This is a genomic window from Bradyrhizobium sp. AZCC 2262 (genome assembly GCF_036924535.1).
GTDB lineage: Bacteria > Pseudomonadota > Alphaproteobacteria > Rhizobiales > Xanthobacteraceae > Bradyrhizobium.
This window is the reverse complement of the sequence record NZ_JAZHRT010000001.1, coordinates 3,414,483-3,440,305: the sequence shown is the minus strand read 5'-3', so window position 1 is coordinate 3,440,305 and position 25,823 is coordinate 3,414,483. Positions and strand designations below refer to the sequence as shown.

Annotated in this window: 25 protein-coding genes; 20 read left to right on the top strand and 5 right to left on the bottom strand. The window is 64.9% G+C overall.

The features are described from left to right. Positions 1–21: 21 nt before the first annotated feature. Genes V1283_RS16285 through nthA form a run of 3 tightly spaced genes read right to left on the bottom strand, consistent with a single transcriptional unit; the run spans position 22 to position 1,705 of the window. Positions 22–405, bottom strand: coding sequence for a nitrile hydratase accessory protein (locus V1283_RS16285; protein WP_334387477.1), 384 nt, complete (start codon positions 403–405; stop codon positions 22–24). Further along, positions 405–1,064, bottom strand: coding sequence for a nitrile hydratase subunit beta (gene nthB, locus V1283_RS16280; RefSeq protein WP_334387476.1), 660 nt, complete (start codon positions 1,062–1,064; stop codon positions 405–407). The genes V1283_RS16285 and nthB overlap by 1 nt, the downstream gene beginning before the upstream one ends. Next, a complete protein-coding gene (nthA, locus tag V1283_RS16275; protein WP_334387475.1) occupies positions 1,064–1,705 on the bottom strand; it encodes a nitrile hydratase subunit alpha in 642 nt (213 codons plus the stop codon). Before nthA ends, nthB begins: the two co-directional genes overlap by 1 nt. Positions 1,706–1,767: 62 nt before the next feature. On the opposite strand from nthA, the gene V1283_RS16270 reads away from it, so the two are divergent. The 4 genes from V1283_RS16270 to V1283_RS16255 all read left to right on the top strand — a co-directional run bounded on the left by V1283_RS16270 (position 1,768) and on the right by V1283_RS16255 (position 5,836). Further along, positions 1,768–2,529 (top strand): hypothetical protein, encoded by a 762-nt coding sequence (locus V1283_RS16270; protein ID WP_334387474.1) that lies wholly within the window; start codon positions 1,768–1,770, stop codon positions 2,527–2,529. An 89-nt stretch (positions 2,530–2,618) separates the two neighbouring features. Then, entirely contained in the window at positions 2,619–3,425 is an 807-nt protein-coding gene (locus tag V1283_RS16265; RefSeq protein ID WP_334387473.1) for an enoyl-CoA hydratase/isomerase family protein, read from the top strand. A gap of 183 nt (positions 3,426–3,608) precedes the next feature. After that, complete coding sequence (locus tag V1283_RS16260; protein WP_334387472.1) at positions 3,609–5,123, top strand: glycoside hydrolase domain-containing protein; 1,515 nt, start codon at positions 3,609–3,611, stop codon at positions 5,121–5,123. A 335-nt stretch (positions 5,124–5,458) separates the two neighbouring features. After that, positions 5,459–5,836 carry a rhodanese-like domain-containing protein gene (locus V1283_RS16255; protein ID WP_334387471.1) on the top strand — a complete coding sequence of 126 codons (378 nt, stop codon included), beginning with the start codon at positions 5,459–5,461 and terminating at the stop codon, positions 5,834–5,836. A 31-nt stretch (positions 5,837–5,867) separates the two neighbouring features. Here V1283_RS16255 and V1283_RS16250 read toward each other — a convergent pair whose 3' ends face one another. Then, positions 5,868–6,203, bottom strand: a complete 336-nt coding sequence (locus V1283_RS16250) for a hypothetical protein (RefSeq protein WP_334387470.1) — start codon at positions 6,201–6,203, stop codon at positions 5,868–5,870. Between the two features lie 44 nt (positions 6,204–6,247). Here V1283_RS16250 and V1283_RS16245 point away from each other — a divergent pair, with 44 nt between their 5' ends. Then, a complete protein-coding gene (locus V1283_RS16245; protein ID WP_334387469.1) occupies positions 6,248–6,991 on the top strand; it encodes a cell envelope biogenesis protein TolA in 744 nt (247 codons plus the stop codon). On the opposite strand, the gene V1283_RS16240 is transcribed toward V1283_RS16245, so the two are convergent. Further along, complete coding sequence (locus V1283_RS16240; protein ID WP_334387468.1) at positions 6,975–9,338, bottom strand: AAA family ATPase; 2,364 nt, start codon at positions 9,336–9,338, stop codon at positions 6,975–6,977. The two genes, V1283_RS16245 and V1283_RS16240, sit on opposite strands and share 17 nt — an antisense overlap. Positions 9,339–9,859: 521 nt before the next feature. Between V1283_RS16240 and V1283_RS16235 the strand changes: the two genes are divergently transcribed. From V1283_RS16235 to V1283_RS16165, 15 genes are read left to right on the top strand one after another with little or no spacing between them, the layout of a single operon-like run. Then, the gene (locus tag V1283_RS16235) at positions 9,860–10,465 is read left to right on the top strand and encodes a DUF4255 domain-containing protein (protein WP_334387467.1); all 606 of its coding nucleotides are present in this window, start codon (positions 9,860–9,862) and stop codon (positions 10,463–10,465) included. After that, a complete protein-coding gene (locus tag V1283_RS16230; RefSeq protein WP_334387466.1) occupies positions 10,462–11,127 on the top strand; it encodes a hypothetical protein in 666 nt (221 codons plus the stop codon). The genes V1283_RS16235 and V1283_RS16230 overlap by 4 nt, the downstream gene beginning before the upstream one ends. Positions 11,128–11,153: 26 nt before the next feature. Further along, entirely contained in the window at positions 11,154–13,967 is a 2,814-nt protein-coding gene (locus tag V1283_RS16225) for a phage tail sheath subtilisin-like domain-containing protein (protein ID WP_334387465.1), read from the top strand. 30 nt (positions 13,968–13,997) lie between these two features. Continuing rightward, entirely contained in the window at positions 13,998–14,456 is a 459-nt protein-coding gene (locus V1283_RS16220) for a phage tail protein (protein WP_334387464.1), read from the top strand. A 3-nt stretch (positions 14,457–14,459) separates the two neighbouring features. Continuing rightward, complete coding sequence (locus V1283_RS16215) at positions 14,460–15,863, top strand: phage tail sheath subtilisin-like domain-containing protein (RefSeq protein WP_334387463.1); 1,404 nt, start codon at positions 14,460–14,462, stop codon at positions 15,861–15,863. After that, entirely contained in the window at positions 15,860–16,537 is a 678-nt protein-coding gene (locus V1283_RS16210; RefSeq protein WP_334387462.1) for a phage tail protein, read from the top strand. The genes V1283_RS16215 and V1283_RS16210 overlap by 4 nt, the downstream gene beginning before the upstream one ends. Before the next feature lie 12 nt (positions 16,538–16,549). Beyond that, positions 16,550–17,173, top strand: a complete 624-nt coding sequence (locus V1283_RS16205) for a CIS tube protein (protein WP_334387461.1) — start codon at positions 16,550–16,552, stop codon at positions 17,171–17,173. A gap of 12 nt (positions 17,174–17,185) precedes the next feature. Then, complete coding sequence (locus V1283_RS16200; protein ID WP_334387460.1) at positions 17,186–17,380, top strand: hypothetical protein; 195 nt, start codon at positions 17,186–17,188, stop codon at positions 17,378–17,380. Positions 17,381–17,383: 3 nt separating this feature from the next. After that, a complete protein-coding gene (locus tag V1283_RS16195; protein WP_334387459.1) occupies positions 17,384–18,658 on the top strand; it encodes a phage late control D family protein in 1,275 nt (424 codons plus the stop codon). Beyond that, on the top strand, positions 18,655–19,200 hold the full coding sequence (locus V1283_RS16190; RefSeq protein WP_334387458.1) for a phage baseplate assembly protein V: 546 nt from the start codon (positions 18,655–18,657) through the stop codon (positions 19,198–19,200). Before V1283_RS16195 ends, V1283_RS16190 begins: the two co-directional genes overlap by 4 nt. Before the next feature lie 9 nt (positions 19,201–19,209). Continuing rightward, entirely contained in the window at positions 19,210–20,046 is an 837-nt protein-coding gene (locus V1283_RS16185; RefSeq protein ID WP_334387457.1) for a hypothetical protein, read from the top strand. Between the two features lies 1 nt (position 20,047). Further along, on the top strand, positions 20,048–20,455 hold the full coding sequence (locus V1283_RS16180; protein ID WP_334387456.1) for a DUF4150 domain-containing protein: 408 nt from the start codon (positions 20,048–20,050) through the stop codon (positions 20,453–20,455). A 3-nt stretch (positions 20,456–20,458) separates the two neighbouring features. Continuing rightward, complete coding sequence (locus V1283_RS16175; RefSeq protein ID WP_334387455.1) at positions 20,459–20,878, top strand: GPW/gp25 family protein; 420 nt, start codon at positions 20,459–20,461, stop codon at positions 20,876–20,878. A 2-nt stretch (positions 20,879–20,880) separates the two neighbouring features. Next, complete coding sequence (locus V1283_RS16170; protein WP_334387454.1) at positions 20,881–23,139, top strand: putative baseplate assembly protein; 2,259 nt, start codon at positions 20,881–20,883, stop codon at positions 23,137–23,139. Next, on the top strand, positions 23,136–25,823 hold the full coding sequence (locus V1283_RS16165; protein WP_334387453.1) for a phage tail protein: 2,688 nt from the start codon (positions 23,136–23,138) through the stop codon (positions 25,821–25,823). Before V1283_RS16170 ends, V1283_RS16165 begins: the two co-directional genes overlap by 4 nt.

Sequence of the window (25,823 nt, the reverse complement as noted above, 5' to 3'; positions counted from 1 at the left end):
GGGTATGATGGCTGCGGCGAACTACCCGAAGTCCTCCGCCGTCAGCTCGATCGGCGCACCATGTGGCGTGCGGTCGGCCGCATGGTCCCAGGCGTCGCGGTAGCGATGCAAGGCATCCGATGTCGTAACGCCCTTGGCGGCGACGAGCGTTTCCAGCGTGGCGAGCCAGTGCCGGTAATAGGTCTCGCCGGTGTCGGGATCGCCTTCGGCTTGCGCGCGCTTGATCTGCGCGCCCAGCGTTTCCGCCCATTCCTTCCAGGTGAAGACGCCGGCTTCATGCAGCGCCAGCGCCATGGCGAAGGCGCGCGCCTCCCAGGGCTCGCGAAATACCGGGCCGTCCTCGTCGCGGGGCACGCCGGGGACAGCGACAGCCGCCCGCATCGCCTGTTGCGGGGTCAGATTCATTATGCGCGCTCCAGATAGGATTCCCAGGCGTCGACGGAGACACTGAGCGTCGGGTCGGCGTCCTTGCCCCACAATTCCGGCCCATCGAAACGCACGGTGTAGAGCCATTGCGGGTCCTCGCCCTTGCCGAGCGAGTTGGTGTCGGGGAAGACGTGGCAGCCGTGATTGAGCTCGACGGTGCCGAGATGTCCGCGGACATATTGCGGCAACCGCGTATGCGTCACCGGGTGGATGTCCTTCATCCGCACGGTCTCGCCGATCTCAAACATCGCGGGCGCGTTGGGTTCGCGTTCGGTCGGGCCGCCGCGCCGGATCGCCGGCGTGACCTCTTTTGGAGCGATCGGCGTAATGCCGGGCTTTGGCGGGGAGAGCACCTTGCCGGCTTCGATCTCCTCACGCGTTACCAGCCCGCGCTCGATCATCAGTGTTTCCAGCCCGGCCAGCCAAATCTGGAAATAGCTCTTGCTGAGATAGTCCTCGGGCGGCCGGTTCTCGCGCGCAAACCGCGACATGTCGATGTTCCAGCCGCCCGGACGCGCCATCGCGACCGTCAGCGCAAAGGCGCGGCGCTCCCATTCGCCGTGAAACACCGGCTCGTTCGGCTCGGGCACAACAGGGCCAAAGCCCTTGGCGCCGCCCATGTCATGTGCGCCGTCCATCAGGCGGTCTCGCCCGGCTGTTTCGGCAGGCCCGTGCCGATCATGCTGTCGCGGGTGACGAGTTCGGCGAGCTGCTCGGCGCTCCAGCCCTCGGTGCCCTCAGGCCGCATCGGCAGCACGAGGTAGCGGATCTCGGCCGTGGAATCCCAAACCCGGATTTTAGTCGTGTCCGGCAGCGTCACGCCGAAATCCTTCAGGACACCACGCGGATCGGAGACGGCGCGCGAGCGATAGGGCGCGGATTTGTACCAGACCGGCGGCAGCCCCAGCACCGGATGCGGGTAGCAGGAGCACAGCGTGCATACGACCATGTTGTGCTGTTCGGGCGTGTTCTCGACCACCATCATGTGCTCGCCCTGGCGGCCTGAATAATCAAGTTCGGCGATCGCCGCGGTCGGGTTCTTCATCAGGCGTGCATGGTAGGCCGGATCGCTCCAGGCCTTGGCGACCACGCGAACGCCGTTGCGCGGTCCGATCTTCTTCTCATAGAGATCGATCAGGAGATCGAGGGACGCCGGATCGACATAGCCTTTCTCGGTCAGGATCGATTCCAGCGCGCGCACGCGCAGTTCGGTCTCCGACAACTCGGAATGGTCGTGATCGTGATGGTGGTCGTGGTGATCGTGATCATGGTCGCTCATGCCTTCAGGATAGGCGCAAAATCCGGGCTATGTCGAGGCAGAGACTCTGCTAGCATTTGCCGATGGGGCGGCGGGCAGGACGCATCGGAATAGCGGCGGCAGCGGCCATTTTGGCCTGGCTTCCGGCTGAAGAGCTGCGCGCCGCGAATGGAGCCTATGCGGTCGATGCGGCCGACATTTCCGAAGTCGGCTCGTGCAAGGTCGAGAGCTGGCTGTCGACGGCTTCCAACACCGATTTCTCCGCCGTCGCTAATCCCTCCTGCGTAGTCAATCCGTCCCAGCCGGTTGAGTTGAGCATGCTCACCAACCGTGCGCGCAGCGACGGCGAATGGAGCAACACGATCCAGCCGAAGGCCAAGACGAACATTGTGCCCACCGGGATCGGTAAGCTGGGCTTTTCAATCTATGCCGGCGGTTCTTTCGACGCCCTTACTGGGGAAAACCGCAGCGCCTTTGCAGTGATCCCGGCGACGTTCCGGCTCAACGAGAACATGCGCATCAACGTCAATGGTGGCTGGCTATGGGACCGCAGCGTTGATCGTCACTATCTGCTCTACGGTATCGGCTTTGACTGGAAGTTCACCGAAACCTTGCAGTGGACGATCGAAGCCTTCGGCCAGGCCGGCCAATCGGATACACCGAGCGTGGTCCAGCCGCGGTTTCAGACCGGCGTGCGTTACCGGCCGAACGAAATTTTCTCTGTCGATCTGATCTATGGCCGCAACATCACGGGCGAGAACGCCAACTGGATCACGCTCGGCACCACGATCCGTTTCCCGGTGCCCGGCGGCAAGCCGGCCCGCGAGCGGACCGGCCATTTGTGAGCCGCTCTCAAACGCGCCGCGGCGCTTCCCAAGACGGCAGATTTCTGCGCTAAGGTTTCGGAAAATCAAAGAGCAGGGGAGGCCTTGCGTTGGCTGATTTTGTAAAGATCGAGAAGGGCCTCGGGCCTGAGGGCCGCATCGCGGTCGTGCGTTTCGACCGCGGCGACGGCATCAATGCGATGTCACCGGAGGCGCTGCGCCAGCTTACCGACGCCGCCCGAAGCTTTGAGGATGACGGCGCGACCTCGGTCGTGGTGCTCACGGGCGGCGCCAAATCTTTCAGCGCGGGCTTCGACCTCAAGGACCCCGAAGGCCGGTCTCGCAAATCCATGGACCTCGGCGCGCTGCGCCGGCACCTGAAACTTGGACCGCGGCTGACGCGGGCCTGGCAGGACATGGAGCAGGTCACGATCGGCGCGATCGAAGGCTTTTGCGTCGGCGGCGGCGTAGCTTTGGCGGTCGCGCTGGACTTCCGGGTGATGGCCAGAGACGCCCATATGCGCGTGCCCGAGATCGGCCTTGGCATGAACATGAGCTGGCAGAGCGTGCCGCGCATGCTGCATCTGATCGGACCGGCGCGCACCAAGCAGGCGGTGATCCTGGCCGACCAGCGCATCTCAGCCACTGAAGCCCACGAATGGCGTCTGGTGGAGGAGGTGGCTGAACCCGGCAAGGCCTTCGACGCCGCGATGGCGCTCGCCGCCAAGGTCGCCGCCCAGCCGCCGCTGTCAGTTGCGATGACCAAGCTGACCGTCAACCGCCTGGCGCACGCGCTGGACGATCTCGCGAGCCACATGGACGTCGACCAGTTCGCACTGGCCAGCATGAGCGAGGATCATAAGGAGGGCGTCGAGGCGTTTCTGGAAAGACGCAAGCCGCGGTTCAAGGGCAGGTAAGAAGCCGTGACGTTATCGCCAAGACGATCCCGGGTTGCGGAGACGTCTCAATGGTACAACATCACCGCTCTCTCGCTGACCGTTCTACGTTGGCCAATTGCAACCACCGATTTCACATGCTACTTCTAGGCGTATTGTGACGCCAGAACTACAATTGTTTCAAAAAAACTTTTGGAGGTACAAATGGCTTTCGCCGCGCTTGATACGTCTCAGAAATCAACCAACCTAATCGATTGCATGAAGGCGAGGGGGATCACGGCCATCGGCCGCTATTACACCAGAAACCGCAGCAACTCGAAGATCCTCACAGCCGACGAAGCGCGCCGGCTCTCTCAGGCAGGTATCAAGATCTGGCCCGTCTACCAGAACCGGCATCGCGAGCCGGTCGATTTCAGCGCAACCAAGGGGAAGCTGGAAGCCGAGGATGCGCTGGACTACGCCAAGAACATAATCAATCAGCCCACTGGATCCGCAATTTATTTCTCGGCCGATTTTGACGCGACCCAAGCGACCTTCAACTCTGCCATCCGGCCCCATTTCCAGGCGATTGCCGCGGCTTTTGCGGCGGCCGGGAATCCCTATCGCGTCGGCGTCTATGGCTCCGGCGCGGTGTGCAAGAGCCTGCTCGATGCCGGAATTGTGCAGCTCAGTTGGCTTTCGCAATCTGGTGGATTTCGCGGCACGCCGCAGTTCAAGGCTTCGCGGCGCTGGAACATATTGCAGGCGCTGCCAGTCTCAGGCTTCTGCGATTTTGACGATGATGTAGATCCCAACACAATTAATGCCGACATGGGCGACTTCGGCGGGTTCGTCCTTGGTCAAGCGTTAGAACCGCAAGTGATTGCGTCGGTCGAAGCTCGAGCGGCCACTGGGCCCATGGACGCCTTGCCCGCCCATCCTGAATTTCCCGGTGTGCCTGCTTTTCCCGGACGGCCGCTCCATAGGGGCGAGCTCGGTTCGGCGGACGTAAAGGCGCTTCAAGCCCGACTGAACGAACTCGGCTTCGGGCGGCTTGTCGTCGATGGTGACTTCGGGGAGGCGACGGAGAACGCGGTCCTTCACTTCCAGGCACGAAACTCGACGCCGGATGGAAAGCCGCTCGTGATTGACGGTGAAGTTGGCGAATCCACGTGGGCTGCTCTGTTTGGCCCTGGCGCCATTTTTAGCACACAGGCGCTTGATCCGAGTGCGTCGATGCGAGACCTGGTTATCGATATAGCCGCATCGCAAATCGGCGTTGTGGAGCAACCGCGGGGTTCAAATCGCGGCCCCGAAGTAGACGTCTTCATTCGGACCACCGGCCTCAATCCGGCCCACGACAGTTTTCCATGGTGCGTCTGCTTCCTGTATTGGGTCTTCGAGCAGGCCGCCAAGATCAAGCGGATTGAAAATCCTCTGCCCAAGACGGCAGGAGTGATCGCACTCTGGAATCTCGGGCGCCACACCGAAGCGCAGGTGGTACGCAAATCGGAAGCGAATGCACGTACCGTAGAGCCGGGCATGATCTTCATGCTCGATCTTGGTGGGGGCAAAGGCCACGCGGGCCTCGTGATCGAGGTGAGAGGCGACCACGTCATAACGATCGAGGGCAATACGAACCCCGGCGGCTCGTCCGATGGCTTTGGTGTTTTTCGGCGCGATGCGCGTCCGATCGCAACTGGCGTGCTATTGGGCTATCTCGATTTTTGCGACATCTAAGCGCGCCAAACAGGCCGTGATCCTTGGCTGACCACGGCGGCCGAGGTGCAATAATGGCGGCTGGTGGAGGAGGTGGCCAATCCCGGCAAGGCCCCTTCGACGCCGCCATGGTGCTCGCCCCGCCAAGAAGGCGTCGAGGAATTCCTCAACCGCAGCAAACTGCGGTTCAAGGGAGGTAGGATCAAGCCGTCAGCTATGCAATCCCGGCGGCACGGGTATGGCTCGCTTCTGCGGACTGCGACGAGCTTCCAATCTCGGTTGGGCGTTGCGCGACCTTCATGAGAGATTAGATCAAAGCACCGCCGTTCGTGGCGAGCCCACTTGGAGAACACGTGATGAAAACAGTGCAAACGATATTGGCTGAAGCCGAGGCAGAAGTGCCGCGCATCAGCCCAGACGAAGCCAAGGGAATGCTGGGCAGGGCTGATGTGTTGTTCCTCGATGTTCGTGAGCCTGCGGAGGTGGCAGCCTCGGGCAAGGTGCCTGGCGCCGTTGCCGTGCCGCGCGGTCTTGTCGAGTTCCGCGCCGATCCCGCCTCGGCGATGCACGACAAAGCATTCGACCGCGCCAAGACGGTAATTGCGTATTGTGCTTCAGGTGGACGCTCAGCGCTCGTCGGCAAGACCCTCAAGGAAATGGGTTATTCCAACGTGCGCAATCTCGGCGGCTTCAAGGGCTGGCTGGAGGCGGGCGGAGACGTGGAAAAGGCCTGATCGGCGCCCGGCGCTCTCACTTGCGCGTTCTTCAAACCGGCCGATCCGGTCGACCGTCTGAGGCACTTTGTCTTGCTCTGGTCAGTCGGATCGGCCAGAAGCCTTTGCTCAATCGGATGGTCAATCGGATCGGCCAGAAACCCGCGGTGAGCAACAGCACGGACACGCCGAGGCTGGCTGCGCCAATCCTCTGCCAGATCTGGATCGTGACATTGGGGAGCACGGGGACCCCAAGGAGCACCGCGACCGTCAAGGAAAGAAAAAGCACGACGAAGCCGGCGGCGATTCTCCGCACGATTCCTGGCCAGCGGAACGCAGCCCACAATGCCGGGGCCGCGATCCCGGCGGCTTCGAGCAGGTTCTTCATGGTGCCGATGATTGTGGTATGATCCCGCTCCAGGAGAAAGACGAATGGCGAGGAAGCTGAAGCCGTATCAGACCTCCCTTGGCTTCTTCGACCTGGCCATAGCGGCGCCGTCGATGAAGGCAGCATTGGAAGCTTGGGGCGCCGACAGCAATCTCTTCCACCAGGGTGCTGCCGTGGAAAGCGAGGATCCGGAGGTCGTTGCCGCGACCATGGCGGCACCGGGCGTCGTCCTGAAGCGTCCTGTCGGATCGAGTGGTCCTTTCAAGGTGAACGCCGACTTGCCAACCGATCTCGCTGGCGAGCGCAGCGCGAAGGGGGCTGTTCGAACCACTGCCAGAGGAAAGTCGCAAAGGCATCTGAAACGCGCCGCTGACCCGGCGACCGACCGGAAAGCTGCGCTCGCTTTCGAGAAGGAACAAAAGCGCCGAGAGCGCGAACGCGCCAAGGAAGAAGCCGCTCAGCAAAAGGAACGGGAGCGGCGGCGGGTCGCCGTTGATAAGGCGCAAAGAGCGTTGGAAGCTGCCCGTCAAAAGCACGAAGAAATGGTAGCGAAAATCCAATCTGAGGCAGAGGCTCTCGAGAAGAGATCCAAAGTCGAAGAAGCGCGTTGGGCGGAAGAGAAGACTAGGTTGGAAGGCCCCACGCGCGAATTGGAAAGGCTTTCTGCGACTGTCCCTCGTCAGGCGTCTGGTGGCGGCACCCTCGACGTCGTCGTCCGCCTAAGATCATCTGGCGCCGCGCAGATATCTCGTCGCTTGAGAAGCAAAAACTTCACCCCGTTTGGATGAACTTTGCCCATGGGCCAAAATCGTCGGTGTTGGCCAGCCGTCCGATCTTGCCGATCTCGCGCCACAGCGACCTGGCACAATGGCGCATTGAAAGCTGCTCCTCATCTTTGGCCGCTAGGAGATGCGCCGCATAGACGGCGTTGCGAATTTCGCCGCCGGTAAGATCGAATGGACCGGACAGGAGGTCGAGATCGATATCGCTGCCGCGTTCGGCAGGGAGCAGGCGGTCCCAGATGCGACGTCGGTCGGCAGCATTGGGCCTAGTGAATTCGGCACATATCTGCATGCGGCGCAGAAAGGCATCGTCGATGTTACCTGGGAGATTGGTCGCGAGGATGATGAGGCCACCGAAGGTCTCCAGCCGCTGCAGCAGGAAATCGACCGTTGTGTTGGCATAGCGATCATGGCTGTCGTGCAGTTCGGTGCGCTTGCCAAAGGCCCAGTCGGCCTCGTCGCAGAACAGGCCGACGCGCGAGCGTTCCGCCTCATCGAGGATGGCCGCGAGCCGCTTCTCGCTCTCGCCGATATATTTGTCGACCACCTGTGACAGGTCGATGCGGTAGAGCGCGTAGTCCACTTCCCGGGCGATGATCTGCGCGGCCATGGTCTTTCCGGTCCCGGGGGGGCCGCTGAATAGGCAAGCAAGGCCGCCCCCTGCATTGAGGGCTCGGGCCGGTCCGTCTGAACCGAAGAGGCGGCTGCCATGCCGCGCCCAGGCGATGACAAGATCGATCTCCGCCTTCACGTTCGGCGGCAGCACGATGTCGCTTGCCCGATAGAGACAGGGGAGGGCCTCCGCCATACCCTGAAAACGGACCTCGCGCAGTGTCTCGCAAGCGACGCGTGCGTCGGCAACAGCGACATCACTTCGTCCATCGGCAGAAGCCTGCGTGCGGGCGAGACCCATTGCAGCGTGGATACCATCTCGCCCGACGTCGAAACGTTCGGCAAGCGCCGTGATTTCGCCAGGCTCCCAGCTATCCGGCGACGCGGCCTGCCACATGCGGCAGCGTTGCGCCAAATCGCGGCGTGGGCTTTCGACCTTGAGGACCGGATAGCTGGCATCCTGCGCGAGGCGGGGAACGGCCTTGGCTGCCGCCGTGACAAGAAGCGGCGCTCCAACATCCCGCGTGAGCGTTCGCCACAGCTCGGGCGCAAGCAATTCCGCGTCCGTGACGATGACCGCGCTTTCCGAAATAGCGGCCTCGCGCGCAAGTCGCGCCACGGCGTCAGGCACCTCGGACGGGCTCACCATAATTGCATCGCTGCAAAGCCGGGCTGCGAAACCCTTGGCGATTTCGGACCTTCCACATCCCGCGTCGCCCGATACTACAACGATCGGATTGTTCATTGTCCTGGCCGCGAGTCCGGCCGCTACGCGCTCGAATTCCGTGGCTGCTCCGTCGGGAAGCGGCAGCGCGGCGAAACCCGGTCCGCGCACATTGACCGATGAAAACGGCGGTTTTCGCTTGAGATCGAGGAGCAACGGCCAGAGATCGGCGGGAACGACAAGGGAGCGAGTGACGAACGGTCCTTCGCCGTCAAGACGTGCTAGATCGTAGCGCGAGAAGGGACCGTCGGCTTGGAAGTGGCAGGCGATTGCCGCGGGCGAGCCGCCAAGGTCGGCGGCAAGACCGAGCATGGGACGGAGCTTTCCCATGTGATCGTTGAGAAGCCCCATGAATCGTGCGGCAAGCGGATCTACCTCGACCAGCGCGGCAAGGAACAGAAGCGAGGCCTCGAGCTCGCCAAGCTGAAAGAGCTGCTTGATGTGTGCAAGGCCATCGGGGAGCCTCTCGTCCGGCGAGGTCCGACTGGCAAGTTCATGCATGAGACCGGCAAGCTCGGCTGCCGGACCGCCCGTCGCACGCTCTTGCCCGCGCGCTGCAAGAATGCGGCCCAAAAGCCTTACCAGCAGGCTGCGGTAAGGATATGGCGCCGATGGCTGAGCGGAAGGCGGTTGTGGTTCGTCGTCGGGAGGCTTGTAATGATTTCGGCTGAAGACTTTCGCAAACCAGCCCGTTGGCGCTTTAGCCAATCCGAGCGCCAACAGCACTGTGCCGGGTGAGATATCATCGATCCTCTGCACCGGCTGGCCCGGCAGGAATAATTGCGCCGCGTTGCCGTCAGGAAGGATCGACACCGCACGGACTGCAAGGCCGCGCTGGATTGCTTCTGCCGCGGCCAGCGGATCAGCCGTGATCAGCGCGTCAACCCTGTCTCCCGCCTTCAACTCTTCGGCGGAAACGATTTCGACGTCCGGCACGCTCTGGAGAGTTTCGCGCAAGATCGTTTGCAGCATGCGCGGCAGGCCGCGAGGCGCGAACGCAATCCGTGTACGTGCCATTGCCCTGATCCTGTGCGAGCTCGCGAGACCTTAGGATCACCGGTCGGGCTTGCAAACGCGCCAAGCGATCCAGCCAGGGTTCACTTTGTGCGCGCCGAAAACCAACCTTTTTTGAACAGGTGAGGACAGCGTAGTTTCTGTTGCCGCTTCGAAGGATGCATGCGGCTAGATCGGATCTGGATCGCGCCGACATGAAAATGGCTTGATAAATCGCAGTCACACACGAGCCATTTCATCCGAGGATCTAGGTCTTCCCGCCGGCGAAGATCCAGGCCCGCGCATGGATCGCGGACTGGAACCTGGCATTGCGTCCGCAACGCGGGGCGTTTCGGGAATCGGGCGCGATATCATGCGCTTGCCTGCCCAAATTCAGCGATGGACCGACTTTGAACCATTGCAACCTTTGCTCCGGCGTCACCTTGAAGGCAGAGTTTGCGCGACCGTCACGAGTGGACAGCGCATGACAGCTCTCACCACGACGTTGCAAAGCTGGGCAGGCCACGTGAGCCGGAGCACGTGCGATGGCTAACTGGAGAGTGATCGAGAATACCGGGCGCACCATCGTCAGGCTGATCGAACGGCAGATCGCCATCCTCGGCATTCCCAACGTTACCGTGATGCTCGCCTCTGCCGAAGCCTTTCCGCTGCTTGCCGCCGCCAGAGACCCATTCATCTCGGTGTTCCTGTTCCAGATCGGCATCAACGGCGAAATGCGCAACCGCCCACCGCAGCGCCGTGCCGACGGCTCCTATGGCAGGCAGTCGCTGCCGCTCGAGCTCTCATATCTCATTACGCCATGGGCCGTTCGCGACGACAACATTCCCAGCGACAGCGCGGCCACCGGCGAGGAGGCGCGCCTTCTCGGCGCCGTCATGCAGGCGCTGTATGACAATGCGGAGGTCGGACGGAGCGACCTCTTCGAACCCGTGCCGGTCTGGGCCCCCGATGACGGCTTACAGATCGTCATGGAGTCGCTACCGATCGACCAGCACTACCGCATCTGGGATGCGGCCGAGCTTGGCTATCATCTGTCCGCCGTCTATCGCGCGCGCGTGGCAAGCCTCGAGCCCACGCCGGATGCCGCCGGCGCGCCGGTCGTCGAAGCCGGCATGGAGCTGGTGCCATGACCGCCGACTCCATCGTTCATCACCTGTCGCTTGCGGTCCGTCTTGTCGATCATTTCTCGGGAGCGGCACCCGAGGTCGAATTTCCGGTCCGTATCGGCGGTAGCCTGGCGAGACCGGTGTTGCGTCCTGGCGGTGGCGGCGCGCGGCAGTCCGACGGCACCTATCGCTTCCGCAATCTGGCCATCGGCACGTCGCGCGTGCTGTGGAGGCTGCCCTTCACGCGCGGCCACGGCGGCTGGACCCGTTGGGAAGATGATCCGGAGGTGACGCTGCCGCGGCCCGATCCGGCAACGCCGATGGACATCGTCGTCTGGCCGGAGGCCACGGCCCCCGCGCCCGCGAGCGCCACCGGTGTGCGCGGCAAGCTCGTCGGCGCCAATGCCCAGAACCTGACGGTCCGCATCGCCCGCCAGGGCCGGCCCTTCGATTGCTTCAACCGCAGCAACGATGCGGGTGAATTCCTGTTTCTGCCGCCGGGAGGGCTCACCCCCGGCAATACCGGTCTGGTGCCACTCACCATTGCCGTCAGCGATGCCGGCGGCACACCGCGTGCCGTGACCGGCGGTCGCTTCGTGCCTGCATCGGCCGGCGTCGCTTTTGCCGGAAGCAATTTTGTCATCGCGCCGCGGAGCGTTCCGCGGGTTCTGTTCACCCTTGCCTAGCGCCACGTCCCCCAGGGAGGAGCGACATGCCTGAATATCTTCATCCCGGTGTCTACATCGAAGAGACGTCCTACCGCGGCAAGCCGATACAGGGCGTGTCGACCAGCACCGCGGGCTTTGTAGGCGCCGCGCGCAAGGGGCCCGAGGGCCGCGCCCAGTTCGTCTCGAGCTTCGCGCAGTTCCGCCGCTTGTACGGCGATCCCATCTCGCCGGTGGTTGGCCTTGGCGACTATCTCGGTCATTCCGTGAAGTCCTTCTTCGAAAATGGCGGCGCGCGCTGCTACGTGGTGCGCGTGCTGCCGGGCGACGCGCTGCGATCGCAGATCGCCATCGAACAAGGCATCGTATTGAAGCTTGCTCCCGGCGTCACGGTTCGTGGCCCGACGCGCAATATCCGCCTCAATGCGCTGCGCGGGGTCGGCGACGGCACCATCCTGCACGTATGGACGAGGCCGGACGCCAACAGTCCGTTTGCCGAAAGCCGTCAGGTCACCGTCGCAAGCTACGATGCGACACGCAACATCGTTACCACCGACGCCGGCACGCAAATCCCCGGCGGCGTGACCCTCGATCCCGACAACACGGTGTTCCTGATCGATAACGGCGCACCGGCCAACGCCCTGGTCAATGGCGGCGGGCCGACATTCTCCGCTAGGAATCGCGGTGTCGATGGCGACAGGATTGCTGTCGAGGTCCGGCCGCGCGACCGTGCGCCGGTGACGCTGCCGGCGATGTCCTTCGGTCGCCAGGATCCGCTGATCGATGTGGCCGTGTTCCCGCTGGCTGCCGCGCAAACCACTATCGAGTTCACCGCGCCCGCGCTTCGCCGCATGCGTACCGGTGACGTCATCAGGATCGGAGCCAACCAAAACCTCACGGTGCAGGCCATTGCCGACGGCGACGTGACCTTCAGCGTTGTCGGCGGCGGCGCCGGAAACGATCATACAGGCGGGGCCAATATCTTGCTCGTCGACCGCGGCGGCCCGCTCGGCACAGCTGTGACGCTGGGTGCGGCTCCCGCCGCTTTTGCGATCGATATGACGGCTGGCGCCGGGCCATTTGGGCCTGCGGCACTACCCCACGACATCGCCATGCTGCTCCGTAACGGCGACGTGGTGCGCGTCGACACCGGCGGCGTCACGACCGATGTCAGCATCACTGCCGTGCGCGTCGCCGAGGAGATCGCGGCCGGACAGCATGTGACGCTGGCGGCGCCTGGGCTCGCAACCGCCGAAGCCGGTCCCGCTGAGGCCCGTATCACCACGACTGGCCGGGGCAACCCGGTGATCAACCGTATCTTTCTCGGTAGCGTCGCGGGCCTTGCCGCCCCGCAGCGCGCCGGCAGCCTCGAGCCCTTGTCGATCGCAGCCAACGGCGCCGCCGATCCGGCCCATGTGCTGCTCGTCGACCCCGCGAACAACCAGGTGTTCCTGGCCACGGTGGCCGGCGAATTTCCGGCGGCCGTCACGTCGGCCACATGGGTCGCGGCCGACGCGCTCGGCGTCGCCGCCGACGGCACGCAGGTGGTGCGTGTCACCAGCACCGCGAGCTTCTATACCGGCGCCAAGGTCGAGCTCGACACCGGTGCCGCGAAGATCGAGCTGGTCGTCGAGGCCGTCGACACTGGCGCCAGAACCGTACGGTTCACCACGCCGCTGGCTCTGGGCGCCGGCACCACCATCGACCTCCCGGCCGACCCCGCGGCCCGCCACGTCTATCTCAGGACCTGCGAGATCGACGTTGTGATCTCGGAAGGCGGCGTCGTCAGTGAAACCTTCGAGGGGCTGACCTGGAACAATGACCAATCGACCGATGCCGGCCTGCGCTACTATGCCGACCGCATCAACGATGCGGAGATCGGCTCGGCGCTCGTCACCGTGGCGCCTGTCGCGCCGCAAGGAACAGGCTTCGCGCAGGCGCCGGTCACCGCCAACGGCAGGCCGAAATGGTTGGGTGGCGGCTCCAACGGCACGGCGCTGACCGACAACGACCTGATCGGCAGCGATCTGGGTCCCGGCCGGCGCACCGGCATCGAGGCCTTGTCGGAACGCGACGACATCGCCATCGTCGCCGTGCCCGGCGTAACCGTCGAGACCGTGCAGCAGGCGCTGCTATCCCATGCCGAGCGCCTGCGCTACCGCATCGCCGTGCTCGATGCGCCCCAGAATGCCCTCGATGTCGTGTCCCTGCTGGCGCACCGGAACAACTACAGCAGCAAATACGGCGCCTACTATGCGCCATGGCTGAAGGCGTTGAACCCGATCAATGGCAGGGTCGAAAACTTCCCGCCATCGGGCTACGCCGCCGGCATCTATGCCCGCTCCGACAACACCGTTGGCGTTCACAAGGCGCCGGCCAACGAGGTGGTGCGCAACATCACCGATGTCGTCCTGCCTTTCACGGCCGGCGAGCAGGACGTGCTCAACCCCAGTGGTGTGAACCTCATCCGCGATCTGACGCCGCGCGGCATCAGGCTGTGGGGGGCCCGCACCACGACGGACGACCAGGAATGGAAATACGTCAACATCCGCCGGCTGTTCATCTTTGTCGAGCATTCGATCGACATCGGCACGCAATGGATCGTGTTCGAGCCGAACAGCGAAGCTCTATGGGCGCGCGTCGTCGAGTCGATAACCGCGTTCCTGATCGGTGTGTGGAAGAGCGGCGCGCTGATGGGAACGACGCCCGAGGAGGCCTTCTTCGTCAGGTGCGACCGCACGACCATGACCCAGGACGACATCGATAACGGGCGGCTCGTCTGCGAGATCGGTCTCGCGCCCGTGGCCCCGGCGGAATTCGTCATCTTCCGCATCGGCCAGTTCACGGCCTCGGCGACCTGACCACGCGCGAGCGACAAGGAGAAATGAACGATGGCTACTCCACGCCCCAACGGCAATCCCTATTCGAACTTCAACTTCGTGGTGGAGATCAACAACGCCGAGATCGCCGCCTTCTCGGAGGTGACCGGTCTCGACAGCGAGAACACGCCGATCGAGTACCGCGAAGGTGCCGACGCCACCTCGGCGCCACGACAGCTTCCGGGCATGGAAAAGTATTCCCCGGTGCAGCTCAAGCGCGGCATCACCGGATCGACCGCGTTGTGGGATTGGCGCAAGGAGGTGCGCGACGGCGGCACCACGTTCCCGGCCTCGCGCAACGTCACCATCAAGCTGCTCGACGAAAAGCACGATCGCAGCAAGCCCGCCATGACCTGGACGCTAACCAACGCCTGGCCCTCGAAGCTCACCGGGCCCTCGCTGTCCGCGAAGGGCAACGACTTCGCCGTCGAACAGCTCGACCTCGTTCACGAACGGCTCGACATCTCGTGAGGCATGACCGTGAGCATTGGCTATTCCATTCCTGGCGTCTACCGCGAGCCGAGGCCGCGGGCGGAAGGCTTCCCGCGGGTTCGAACCGATGTGGCGGGCTTTGTCGGTGCCGCGGGCCCGCAGCATATCGGCAAGGCGGTGGTTGTCGAGGACTGGAAGAGCTATGTCGCCGAATTCCGCCAGGACGATCGCAAGCGGCCGATCGAAGCGCCCGCCGGCGGGGCGCTGGAGATGGCCGTCCGCGACTTCTTCGCCAATGGCGGCCGTCGGCTGTGGATCGTCAATGTCGCCGCGCGCATCGACGCCGTCTCACCGCAGGAATTACTCAACGACATGCTGGGTATCGGCCAGTCGCTGGAGTCCCACGGACTTGAACTGCTGCTGCGCCAGGATGATGTGTCGCTGGTGGCGCTGCCCGATCTCGACGCGGTGCAGGTGAGCGAGGACGATGGCGGCGAGCCGGTCTCGCTCCCTGGTGATCCCTGCTTCGGACGTTGCGGCCGCCGCACCAGCGACGATGCCGTCATCGCCCATCGCGCCGGGCCGAAGCTCACAGCAGAGCGCATCTTCAGCAACGAGGATGTGAAATTTGCCCAGCGCTATCTGCTCGAACGGCTTGAACAGGAGTCCTGGCGATGGTTCGCCGTGCTGGCGCCGCCGCCGGGGCTTCAAGCCTCCGCTGTCGTCAACTGGCGCCAGAGCCTTACCCGCCACATGGCGCCGAGCAACGCGCGTACGCTGCTCGATATCGATGAGGGCTCGGACCAGGGTGCGCTCTATTGGCCGTGGCTCATCATGCAGGATTCGCCCGGCGCGCCGCAAAGCCTTCGCTCGCCGGTCGGCGCCATTACGGGCCTGTTTGCCGCAACCGATCTGGCCGAAGGGCCGCAGGCGGCACCTGCCAACAAGTCGCTGTTCGGCGTGGTCGGTCTCGAAACCGATATCGGCGACGAGGAGAACCGCGTCGCCTACGATGCCGGCGTCAACGTCGTCCGCGCGCTGCCCGGTCGGGGCATCCGCGTCTGGGGCGCCCGCACGCTGCTGTGGCAGGACCAAAGGTCGAAGGGCGAGCCGCTCGCCTTCGTCAATGCCCGGCGCTGCCTGTCGGCGATTGCGCGCAGTGCCTGGGTCGTGGGCCAGCCGCTGGTGTTCCAACCCAACACCGTGATCCCGCGCATCAGACTGCATCAGACCTTGACCGGCTACCTGCTGCAGGTCTTCGCCAGTGGCGCGTTGATGGGCGACCGGCCGGAGCAGGGCTTCTTTGTCCAGGTCGAGCCCGCAGCGGAATCGCCCGAAGGCCAGTTGGTCTGCCGCATCGGCGTGGCGCTGGCGGCGGCCGCAGAATTCATCGTCTTCCGCATCGGACGCGAGAGCGGCGTCATCGAAACGATGGAGGCAGCATGATCTTCCCTCTCGTCCAGCCTGTTCTCAAGATTTCCTTCCTGGTCACCATGTGGGACACGCCCGATTCCGACGGCGGCGGTGTCGGCGGTGTGCTCAGCTCGGTCGGAACGGCCGTACTCAATGCCGCGGCCGCCTTCCTCGCCGGCGGCTTCTCGACCGTCGAGGGCCTCGAGACGCTGAACCAGCTCGAAACCTACCAGGAGGGCGGCGACAACCAGAATGAGCTGCGCTTCTTCTCGCGCGCAACCTACGCCAAGATCGCCATGAAGCGCGGCGTCACCTTCAACACCGATATCTGGGACTGGCAGAACCAGGTGGTGCTGAAGGGCCGCAAGTCGCGCAAGAGCGGCTCGATCGTTCTCATGGACACCAAGCAGCTCTTTGACGTCGGTGTCGGGGCCGCTCCTCCGTTTCAGCATTTCCCGGTTGCCGCCTGGACCTTCCACAATGCACTGCCGACAAGGCTCACCGGGCCAGGGCTCGACGCCCGCGACGGTTCGGGGCCGGCCGCCGTCGCCATCGAAACGCTCGAGCTCCATGCCGAGCGCGTCGAACGAATGTCGCTGTCGCTGGTGCCAGGCATCGCCGATCTCAATTCCGCGCTGACCGGATTGATCGGCGCCGGTGCCGGAGCCGCCGCCGGCCTCGGCGCGGCCGGCCTGTCGGCTCTTTAGGAGAAGCATCGCATGGCGCTCGACCGGGCCACGCTCACCAACGTCTCGAAGCCGGCGCAACCGTCGGTGCCGGTGATGTTCAATCCCAAGGAACTCGTCATCACCCGCAACATGCTCTACCCGGAGATCTCGGTGCCCGGCCTCGACATGCCGCTGCAGCAGTTCGTGCGCGGCGAAAGCCGGACGCTGACGGCGGAGTTGTTCCTCGACCGCTCGAACACCGGCGACTCGCTTGCCGACGATCTCGGCAAGCTCCGCCAGTTCGTCGAGATCGATAGCGACCTGCATGCGCCACCGGTTTGCCTCTTCGCGTGGGGCGATACCAGCTTCACCGGCGTGATGGCGGAGTTCTCCGAGAAATTCCACATGTTCGACGAGTCTGGAAAAGTGTTGCGTGCCCGCGTCACCGTGAAGCTCAAGTCCTACGAGGCGGCGACCCAGCAGTTCAAGCGTCTCAACAAGCAGTCGCCCGACCGCACCAAGGCCCGGACCGCCAGGGCCGGCGACCGCCTCGACCTGATCGCCTTCAGCGAATACGGCGATCCGGCGCTGTGGCCGGTGCTCGCCGATGCCAATGGCCTCGAACGGCCGCGGCTCCTTCAACCCGGCACCCTGATCCGCGTGCCGCCGCTCTAGAGATCGAACACGATGGCAAACGCAGATGTCGAGATCGGCCAGGTGAATATGACGATGAATTTCGAATCCGAGGTCGCAGCGCCGACGGTAACCGGCCAGGCGCGACAGATCGCGGCCGACCGTGCGCGCCTCAAGGAGTTGCTGCGGCCGCTGATCCTCGAGGTGCTCTGCGACGAGATCGACCTCAACGGCCGGATGCGGGGCTAGGCCATGGACAGCGACTTCCAGCCCGCGACAGAGACCCCTCCCGGCACGGCGTTTCATGCGCCGCAGGTGAGGCTGGTTAGCGGCGCCGGCGAACCGATCGAAAGCGACGGCATGCCGATCTCCCCCGATATCATCGCCGCCAAGGTGACGCTGACGCATAGTGGCGTCGGCCAGGTCGAGGTGGTGCTCAACAACCAGCGCCACGACAGCGACGGCCGACCGCTGTCGCCGCCATGGCGCTACAACAATCTCAAGCCCATCGGCTTTGGCGCCAGGATCCGGGTCGACATGCGTTACGGCGCCGAAGGCTGGACGCCGATGGTCCTGGCACGGATCACCGACATGGGCTTCACCTTCCCGCAGGCCGGCGGCGCGCTGGTGACGCTGAAGGGCGAGGACCTGCTGAGCCTGCTGCGTGTCAATCCCGATGCCGACAAGAAATATCCCGACATGCACGAGATCGACATGGTGCGGGACGTGCTCGACGTCTCGCAGTGCGGTCTCAAGCTCGCCGGCAACGGCGAGCCCGAGTTTTCGACCGAGATGACCAACGTAACCCGCAAGAAGGACACGACCTACCTCAAGTTCATCGAAGGCTTCGCCGAGCGCATGGACTACGAGATCTTCGTCGATTTCGACGATTCCGAGCCAGGTAAGGCGGGACGCAATCCCGGCGAGGCCGACAAGCGCGACGTGAGCTTCCACTTCGAGCCGGCGCGGTCCGGCACGCTCGATCCGCTCGTCACGCTGCAATGGGGCCGCGACATCATCGATTTCATGCCGCAGTTCGCGGTGTGGGACGTGCTCACCAAATGTACGGCCACCGGCAGCGTGCCGAAGGGGCGCGGCGCCATCTCGGTCGAGGTCGATCTCGAGGATGCGATCAGTGGCGAACTCCACACCGCTCCCGATGGTGTCGCGCCGCTGTCGGCCGGAGAGGCGCGCTCCAGCGCGTTCGCCGACGAGAATCGGCCGGATGACAATGCGCCCGCCAAGCAGGTGAGCAACATCGACGAGGAACGCGCCAGGCTTTTCGCCACGGCGGAGCTGCGCAAGTCCGCGCGCAAGTTCCTCACCGCCGAACTCACCACCATCGGCTTCACCAGGCTGAAGCCCGGCATCCATGTCGAGCTCAAGGGCGTGTCGGCGCCGTTCAACGGCATCTATTACGTCACGCGCGCCGTCCACAGCCTCAACAGTCAAGGCTACATCACCACGGCCAGTCTGCGTCGGCCCGGCATGCTGGACGCTGCGCTCTATCCAGGGAGCGGCTTATGAGCCAGGTTGCCCACAGAATCATTGCCGAATGCATGCGCGCGGTCGGCGAGGGCGGCGTTGCCGGGCTTCGCTATGGCGAGGTGAAGGAGATCACCGCTGACGGCTACATCCTCCAATGGCTGAGCGGCACGGTTCGTTCCCTCTCGGCGCCGGCGCGCGTCGCCCGCTTCATGGCGGGCAAGGAACGCGGCGCCTATTTCCCCTTCGAGATCGGCGACGAAGTGCTGGTCGGCTTTATCGACGGCTGCATCGACCAGCCGGTCATCATCGGTGCGCTGCATTCTGATCAGGACCCGGTGCCGGGCGAGGTCGACACGTCGGACTCGAACAACACCCGCGCTCTCGTCAGCCGCGAGGGCTCAAGATTGTCCTTCGACGACACCAAGGGCCAGACCAAGGTGCTGCTCAAATCGGCGGGCGGCATCGAGATCGTGCTCGACGATGTGGCCAAGAGCCTGACGCTCAAGTTCAACGACTCCACCAAGATCGTGATGAACGCCCAGGGCGTTACCGTCACCGGCGCGCAGATCAACCTGAATTGAGGCACGGAAATGAACATCGAAGCCGCCGCCACGGCACCTCCGCACTTCTTCCTGAGAGGATTCCGCGCGCCGCCCGGGCAGGTGTTCGATGCCAACCATCCCAATGCCGAAGCGGTGGGGACCGTGGTCACGCGCGCCCGCCTCAGGTTCGACGGCACCGCCATCGCGGCCGGCGATGTTCGCCTCGAGGACGAGCCCTATCTGACGTTCCCTGCTGAAGGGCCCTTCAAGTGCGAGTCCGACATCGCACCGTGGAAGCCGGTCGCCGATGTCGTGGTGGTCGATCGGCTGGTGTCATTCCTGACGCCGCTGCAGCAGGTCGATCTTGGTCCGCCGCCGGTTCCACAGGCCGTGGCCGGCCACATCGAGCTGTCGAACTTCGGCACCGTCGCGGTCGATCGCGGCGGCGGCTTTGGTGCGGTCACAGCGCGACCGTTTGGCTGGCGCAGGCGCGATACCGGTGTCAGGCTCACCCAAGCGGGGCGCATCGGCGGCGCGAACGATCCGTCCTCGCTGTCAGACTTCCATGCCGATCTCTTCGACCTGCCGGACCAGTACGACAATCTGTTCCAGAACGGCGGGCCGCTCGTGGGCGAAGCGCCTTTCGCACCCGGGGACCGCATCCGGTTCGGTGACGCCGCGGGGCCCGTGACCGTTCTCACCATCCCGGCCGCGCCCGCCGTCGCCATTACCCGCGATGGCGCGCCGCTCAATCCGCCGGTGAGTCTGACGCCGCGTGTCGACACCGTGGTGATGGACCGCGAGGCCGGACACTTCTCGCTGACGTGGCGCGCCTCCTTTGCCTGGGAGCCGCGTCTCGAAGATGCAACCCTGGAGATTTCCTGACATGGGCAAGCCGATCACCACCACGGCGCAAGGCATCTGCTTCGCCTTTCCCAATGTCTGCTACACGCCGCCGGTCAGCATTCCATTGCCGCTCGGGGTGCCGATTCCCTATCCGTCGATCGGCAAGCTCGCCGATACCCAGTCTGCTGCCACCAGCGTGAAGGCCGGCGGCAGCCCCGTGGTGCTGAAGCGCAGCAAGATCCAGACGACGACCAGCGATTCTGCGGGATCGTTGGGCGGCGTCATCTCGCACACCTTTGGCAAGGAGGTCGAGTTCGTATCGGCCTCGGGCAGCGTCTTTGCCAACGGCTCGGCCGTCGTGCGGATGTTCGACAAGACCAAGCAGAACCACGGCAACGCCAACGGCATCGTGCTCGGCGGGTTTCCGCGCGTCATGGTGGGAGATTGAATGATGCCTGACGCCGATCCCCGTCTCACCGGAACGCGGCCCTATCTCGGTGTCGGCTGGGCCTTTCCGCTGCGCCCGGTAGGCGGACGACTCGCTTACGTCTCCTATGAGGATGATGTCGAGCAGGCCGTCGAGATCATCCTCAGGACCAGTCCCGGCGAGCGGGTGATGAAGCCCAGCTTCGGCGCCGGCCTTGATTCCTTCCTGTTCGCCGGCAACAGCCCGGTCACCCATCGCCGCGTCGAAGGGGCGGTGAGGCAGGCGCTCCTCAACGACGAGCCGCGCATCACCGTCGAGCGGGTCACCGCGCGCGCCGGTGACGGCGATCCCAACCTGATGGAGATCGAGGTCGATTACGTCGTCCGCCGCTCCAACGCTTTCTACAACCGCGTCTATCCCTTCTATCTCAACGAGGCGGACTGACCATGCCGGTGACAGCGCCCAGGCTCGATGACCTCGATTTCGCTGCTGTCGAAACCATGCTGCGCGAGCGCATTCCTTTGGTGGCGCCGGATTGGACCGATCACAACGACAGCGACCCTGGCATCACGCTGATCCAGCTCTTCGCCTATCTCGCCGAACAGGTGGGTTACCGGCTGAACCGGGTGCCGGAGAAGACCTATGTCGAATTTCTGCGCCTCGTCGGCGTGATGCTCGACCCCGCCAAGCCGGCATCGACCCGCATGGCCTTCGCGCTGGCAAAGCCCGAGATCGCGGAGGGCGTGCTGATTGCGGCCGGCACCCGCATCACCGCCAAGGCGCCGCAATCGCCGGTGTTCGAGACCGACGCGCCGCTCGACGTTCTGCCTGCCCAGATCGCCGCTCTGGTGACGGTGCGCGACGGTCTTCTCGACATCAACGCCGGCGATCACGGCCCGGCCGCCGCCGGGACCGATCCTGCTACCTATGTCAACGAGCACTTCTCGCTCGCCTGGGACGGCAAGAGCCCGAAGCTCAAGGACATCCCGACCCAGCCGGTGCAGATCTTCTGCAAGGCCTCGGAGGCCAGCCATCGCTCTCTCTATATAGGCCTTGCCTTCAACCGCTCGCTTTCGGCCGGCTTCAAGGGCGCCCGCGCCACGCTGCACCTGCAGATCGACGAGGATGAGGTGCCCGAGGCCGGCGCTGCCGTCGAAGCCGGCGCTGCGCCGTTGTCGGTCGTCAACGCTTTTCAGGGGCCGCAGCTTGTCACCTATTCCTGGTACCGTCCGCCCGGAGCCGGCATAGCCACCGGAAAGTGGGAATCGCTGGCCGTGATCGCCGACGACACGGAGGCCTGGACCCGCTCCGGCGCCATCCGTTTCGACGTGCCGTTGAAGATCGATCCGATACCGCAGGGAAGCTGGATCGATGTCGAGCCGGGGCTCGCGCACCCGCTTGTCGGCAAGCTCAAGACCCCGGTTGACGGCGCCCCCGCCGACGTGCCGGTCAGCGGCTGGCTGCGTGTCACGTTCGCCGTTCCGCCGAAGATCGCGCTGCGCTCGCTCAACTTCAACACCACCATCGCCTCGAACCTCAAGACGGTGACGGGCGAGCGCATCGGCCGCGGCAACGGCAAGCCCGGCCAGACCTATGCGCTGGCCCAGCGCAACATCGCTTCCGGCAGTCTGAGCCTTGTCAGCCGCGATGCCGCCAATGCCATCCATCCGTGGACGGAAGTGCAGGATTTCGATACGGCCGGACCCAACGACCTAGTCTTCGTGCTCGACGCCGAGGCCGGCGTGGTGATCTTCGGCGACGGACTCCATGGCCGGCCGCCGATTGCTACCGAGCTCCTGATCGCCGCCTCCTACCGCAACGGCGGCGGGCTCGCAGGCGAAGTGGCAACCGGCGCCGTAAGCCAGCCCTCGGGCCTGCCGGCCGCGGTCACCTCCGCGTTCAACGTGACGCCGGCCCGCGGCGGACATGATGCTGAAACGCTCGACGCGGCCAAGGCGAGGGCGCCGCATGCGTTCCGCGCCCGCGGTCGCGCCGTTACGGCCGCCGATTACGTGGATGCTGCCGTTGCTGCCCCCGGTGTCCGCATTGCGCGCGCCTCGGTCGTGCCGTTGAGACGCCCTTATCCGCTGAACCATCTGGTCGCTGGCCTTACCGCACCCGGCGTCGATGTCGAGACCGAGGTGCCCGGCGCCTTGACCGTCATCGTCGTACCGAACAAGCCTGGTCCGTATCCGATGCCGCCGACCGGCGAACTCACCGCTGTCGCCCAGCATCTCGATTCGATCCGCCTGATCACCACCGAGGTCCACGTCACGACGCCGCAATATGTCCGCCTCCACGACCTGCGGGTCGTGGTGCGGGCCTTGCCCGGCTATACGCAGACCTTGCTGCGCGAGGCGGTGGGTGATGCGCTGTTGCGCCGCTTCCACGTACTGACCGGCGGAACTGACGGCACTGGAACGCCGTTCGGCGGCGTGCTCCATCACGCCGATCTGGTTGCAGCGGTGATGCGTGTGCCGGGCGTCGACCGTGTCGAAAACCTGTCCTGCCTCGCCGACGGTCGCACGCCGGATGGTGCCGTTCCCGTGATGAACTGGCGGATCGAGCGCCGCAAGACCATGCGTCTCACCAACTGTCCGAAACCCGGCGCCGCCGAGGATACCGACTATCTGCTGCTGCTCGCGGACGAGGTGCCGTTTTTCGATCCGGCAAGCATCACCGTTCAGATATCGGGGGCGCCATGATCCAGTCCGCGCTCGCCAGCAGACTGCGCTCGGGCCTCGACCCGAACGATACCTCCTGGCTACTCATTCGCAGCCTCGAAGACTGGCGCGCCGGGCAGGGGCGGGGCCTCGGCTACGATGCCAACCAGGGCGCCTTGCAGCTTGCGCCGCTGCCGCGTCCCGATCTGGCCGACACCTGGTTTGCCAACGCGCCGGTCACCGGCCCCGATGGCATCGTCTGGCGTGTCGACTGCGAGCGTGACCTCGTGCTGAGGAAGGCGCCCTGCGATTCCGGCTTCTCGCGGCCAGTCGGCATCGGCGGCAGCGGCTTTGCCACCGGCCGCTTCCATGCGCCGATATCGCTGTCGATAGATCCCTTCGGCCGCATCTGGGTGGCCGACGCCGGCAACGGCCGCGTGCAGGTGCTGGCACCGCGCGGCGACGAGGTGATCGCCGTTGTGGACGAAGGCCTGACACGGCCCGTTCACACAGCCTTCGATGACGAAGGCACCGCCTACGTCACGGACGCGGCAACCCGCGCGGTCCATGTGGTCTCGTCGCGGTTTACGTGCTTGCGCCGCGTCACGCTGGCAACGCGAGATGCCTGGACCGGCGCATTATGGACGCCGCCGCCCACGCCCGAGCCCCGCGCCTGCGCGGTCCTCGCCGATGGCACGCTCGCGGTGTTCGATCCCATGCGCCCCGGCCTGTGGCACATGACGAGCTGCGGTGAGCCGCGCTATTCGCTGCCGTGGTTTGCCGATGCCGGATTGCCGCCCGGCTGGCCCGCAACACCGCCACGCTTTGTTGCCGAGGGCGAGGTGACCATCGGACCGCTCGACAGCGGCACCGAAAACTTCGCCTGGCACCGTGTGGTGATCGACGCCGATCTGCCGGACGGCACGTCCGTCAGCGTACAAACCTTCGCCGGCAACGGGAGCGACGCCACCGTCTTTCCATGGGCGCCGAGGACGCCAGCGGCGATTCCCAGGGCCAAGGCTGACCGGCCCGGCGCCGCTTTCGACCGGCTGATACTGCCCGACACCGACATGTGGCCGCTCGAGCAACTCGCAGAGATGATCCGCGACCGGCCGAACCTTCATGCCTTCGATGGCGGCGGGCCGGTGAACGCCGACCGGGTCCTGGTGCCGCTGGCGGTGGCGCGACAACTCCATGCCGGTGACGTCATCCGCCTCACCACGCCCGCCGGCGGTGCCGCCGACATCACGATCTCCGCGATCAGCTCCATCACGGCGCAGGGGGCGGCAAGCGGCGACTTCGCAGCCCCGACGGCGATCACTCTGCTGATGCGCGACGGCAAGCCGTTGCCCTTTGGCTCCCTTGACCTCGGCTTCCTTGTCGATCCAGCCGCGGCGCCGATGGCGGTGGCATTGCGCGATGGAACGCCGGAGACCGTGGAGTTGCCGGCGCCACTTGCGCTGTTCCTGCGCGACGGCGACGTCATCGCGGTCAATGACGAAGCCCGTCTTGAAATTTTCTCCATCGATGACGGCATGGTGGAGATTCGCTTCGATGCTGCGGTCGCAGGCGATTTCGCCACGGCCAGCGTGACGCTGCTCGACACAGCGGGGCGGCTGGTGGTGCGGGAAGCACTCCCCGACACGGGTCAGGTCGCGCCCGGCACCCTGGTGACCGTCATCGACGATGCCCGAAGCGAACCGCATGCGATCAGCTGGATCGATGGCGAAACGCGGACGATGTGGCTCACCGCCGGCAGACTAGCCGGCGTCATCACCGCGCGAAGCTGGACCGATGTCGTGTTCGACAAGGCGCGGGCGACGGACCGCGGCCGCTATATCTGGCTGAAGCTGAGGGTGCATGGCGCCGGCCTGCCGCCGCCGGATGGCGTCGGCCCCGCCATCATCGCCAGTGCGACACCGCGGCTGCGCTCGGTCCGCATCACCGGACCGCGGCCCAGCCTGCTGTCACTGCTGCCGGCGCTGTATTCGCGCCGCGATCCCGATAGCGAGCAGCCGGGCTCCAATTTCCTCGAACGGTTCCTGACGCTGTTCGAGGGACAGTTCACCCGCGTCGAGGAAGCCTATGAGAGCGTGTCCCGGCTCATCAACCCGCGCGCCGCCGATCAGGAATGGCTCGCCTTCGTCGCCGCCTGGCTCGACATCGCTTTCGATCCGTCGTGGCCGACGGTCCGGCGCCGGCAGCTCGTGATCGAGGCCGCCGCGCTGCAGGCCGGGCGTGGCACGCCGCGCGCGATGGCCCGTTGGCTCGAGATCTTCACCGCCAGGCCCGTGGCCATCACCGAAGGTTTCATGATGCGCCCGCCAGCGCCGATTGCACTGGGCGAGAGCGGGGCGCTCGGCATTGCCTCGCTCGCGGGATCAAGCCCGGAGCTGCCCGACAGATTCGCGCATCGCTTCACCGTCGCCATCGACCTTTCCGATGTTCCCGACCGCGCTGCCGCGAGAGCCGCCGCGCGAAAAGTCATCGAGGCAATGAAGCCGGCGCACACGTCCTACCGGCTCGATGTCGGCAGCGGCGAAGCGCCGCGCATCGGCATCGACACCGCCATCGGCGGGATCTTCATTCCGGCAGAGGCCTGCGTGCCCGTCTGCGTCTGCGAACGCGACGACACCGAGCGCAGCACCGCCATGCCGGCGCATCTCATCCAGGGACTGCGGCAGGGCCGCGGCCCCATCATCCTGGCCGCTAGGAGTGGAGGCTGA

Coding starts and splice junctions, on each gene's coding strand:
- V1283_RS16230 (WP_334387466.1), top strand. CDS start 10,462: ATGACCGCCGACTCCATCGTTCATCACCTGTCGCTTGCGGTCCGTCTT.
- V1283_RS16200 (WP_334387460.1), top strand. CDS start 17,186: ATGGCAAACGCAGATGTCGAGATCGGCCAGGTGAATATGACGATGAAT.
- V1283_RS16175 (WP_334387455.1), top strand. CDS start 20,459: ATGCCTGACGCCGATCCCCGTCTCACCGGAACGCGGCCCTATCTCGGT.
- V1283_RS16235 (WP_334387467.1), top strand. CDS start 9,860: ATGGCTAACTGGAGAGTGATCGAGAATACCGGGCGCACCATCGTCAGG.
- V1283_RS16190 (WP_334387458.1), top strand. CDS start 18,655: ATGAGCCAGGTTGCCCACAGAATCATTGCCGAATGCATGCGCGCGGTC.
- V1283_RS16170 (WP_334387454.1), top strand. CDS start 20,881: ATGCCGGTGACAGCGCCCAGGCTCGATGACCTCGATTTCGCTGCTGTC.
- V1283_RS16285 (WP_334387477.1), bottom strand. CDS start 405: ATGAATCTGACCCCGCAACAGGCGATGCGGGCGGCTGTCGCTGTCCCC.
- V1283_RS16260 (WP_334387472.1), top strand. CDS start 3,609: ATGGCTTTCGCCGCGCTTGATACGTCTCAGAAATCAACCAACCTAATC.
- V1283_RS16185 (WP_334387457.1), top strand. CDS start 19,210: ATGAACATCGAAGCCGCCGCCACGGCACCTCCGCACTTCTTCCTGAGA.
- V1283_RS16270 (WP_334387474.1), top strand. CDS start 1,768: ATGGGGCGGCGGGCAGGACGCATCGGAATAGCGGCGGCAGCGGCCATT.
- V1283_RS16220 (WP_334387464.1), top strand. CDS start 13,998: ATGGCTACTCCACGCCCCAACGGCAATCCCTATTCGAACTTCAACTTC.
- V1283_RS16180 (WP_334387456.1), top strand. CDS start 20,048: ATGGGCAAGCCGATCACCACCACGGCGCAAGGCATCTGCTTCGCCTTT.
- V1283_RS16205 (WP_334387461.1), top strand. CDS start 16,550: ATGGCGCTCGACCGGGCCACGCTCACCAACGTCTCGAAGCCGGCGCAA.
- V1283_RS16165 (WP_334387453.1), top strand. CDS start 23,136: ATGATCCAGTCCGCGCTCGCCAGCAGACTGCGCTCGGGCCTCGACCCG.
- V1283_RS16210 (WP_334387462.1), top strand. CDS start 15,860: ATGATCTTCCCTCTCGTCCAGCCTGTTCTCAAGATTTCCTTCCTGGTC.
- V1283_RS16240 (WP_334387468.1), bottom strand. CDS start 9,338: ATGGCACGTACACGGATTGCGTTCGCGCCTCGCGGCCTGCCGCGCATG.
- V1283_RS16225 (WP_334387465.1), top strand. CDS start 11,154: ATGCCTGAATATCTTCATCCCGGTGTCTACATCGAAGAGACGTCCTAC.
- V1283_RS16215 (WP_334387463.1), top strand. CDS start 14,460: ATGACCGTGAGCATTGGCTATTCCATTCCTGGCGTCTACCGCGAGCCG.
- nthB (WP_334387476.1), bottom strand. CDS start 1,064: ATGGACGGCGCACATGACATGGGCGGCGCCAAGGGCTTTGGCCCTGTT.
- V1283_RS16250 (WP_334387470.1), bottom strand. CDS start 6,203: ATGAAGAACCTGCTCGAAGCCGCCGGGATCGCGGCCCCGGCATTGTGG.
- V1283_RS16255 (WP_334387471.1), top strand. CDS start 5,459: ATGAAAACAGTGCAAACGATATTGGCTGAAGCCGAGGCAGAAGTGCCG.
- V1283_RS16195 (WP_334387459.1), top strand. CDS start 17,384: ATGGACAGCGACTTCCAGCCCGCGACAGAGACCCCTCCCGGCACGGCG.
- V1283_RS16245 (WP_334387469.1), top strand. CDS start 6,248: ATGGCGAGGAAGCTGAAGCCGTATCAGACCTCCCTTGGCTTCTTCGAC.
- nthA (WP_334387475.1), bottom strand. CDS start 1,705: ATGAGCGACCATGATCACGATCACCACGACCACCATCACGATCACGAC.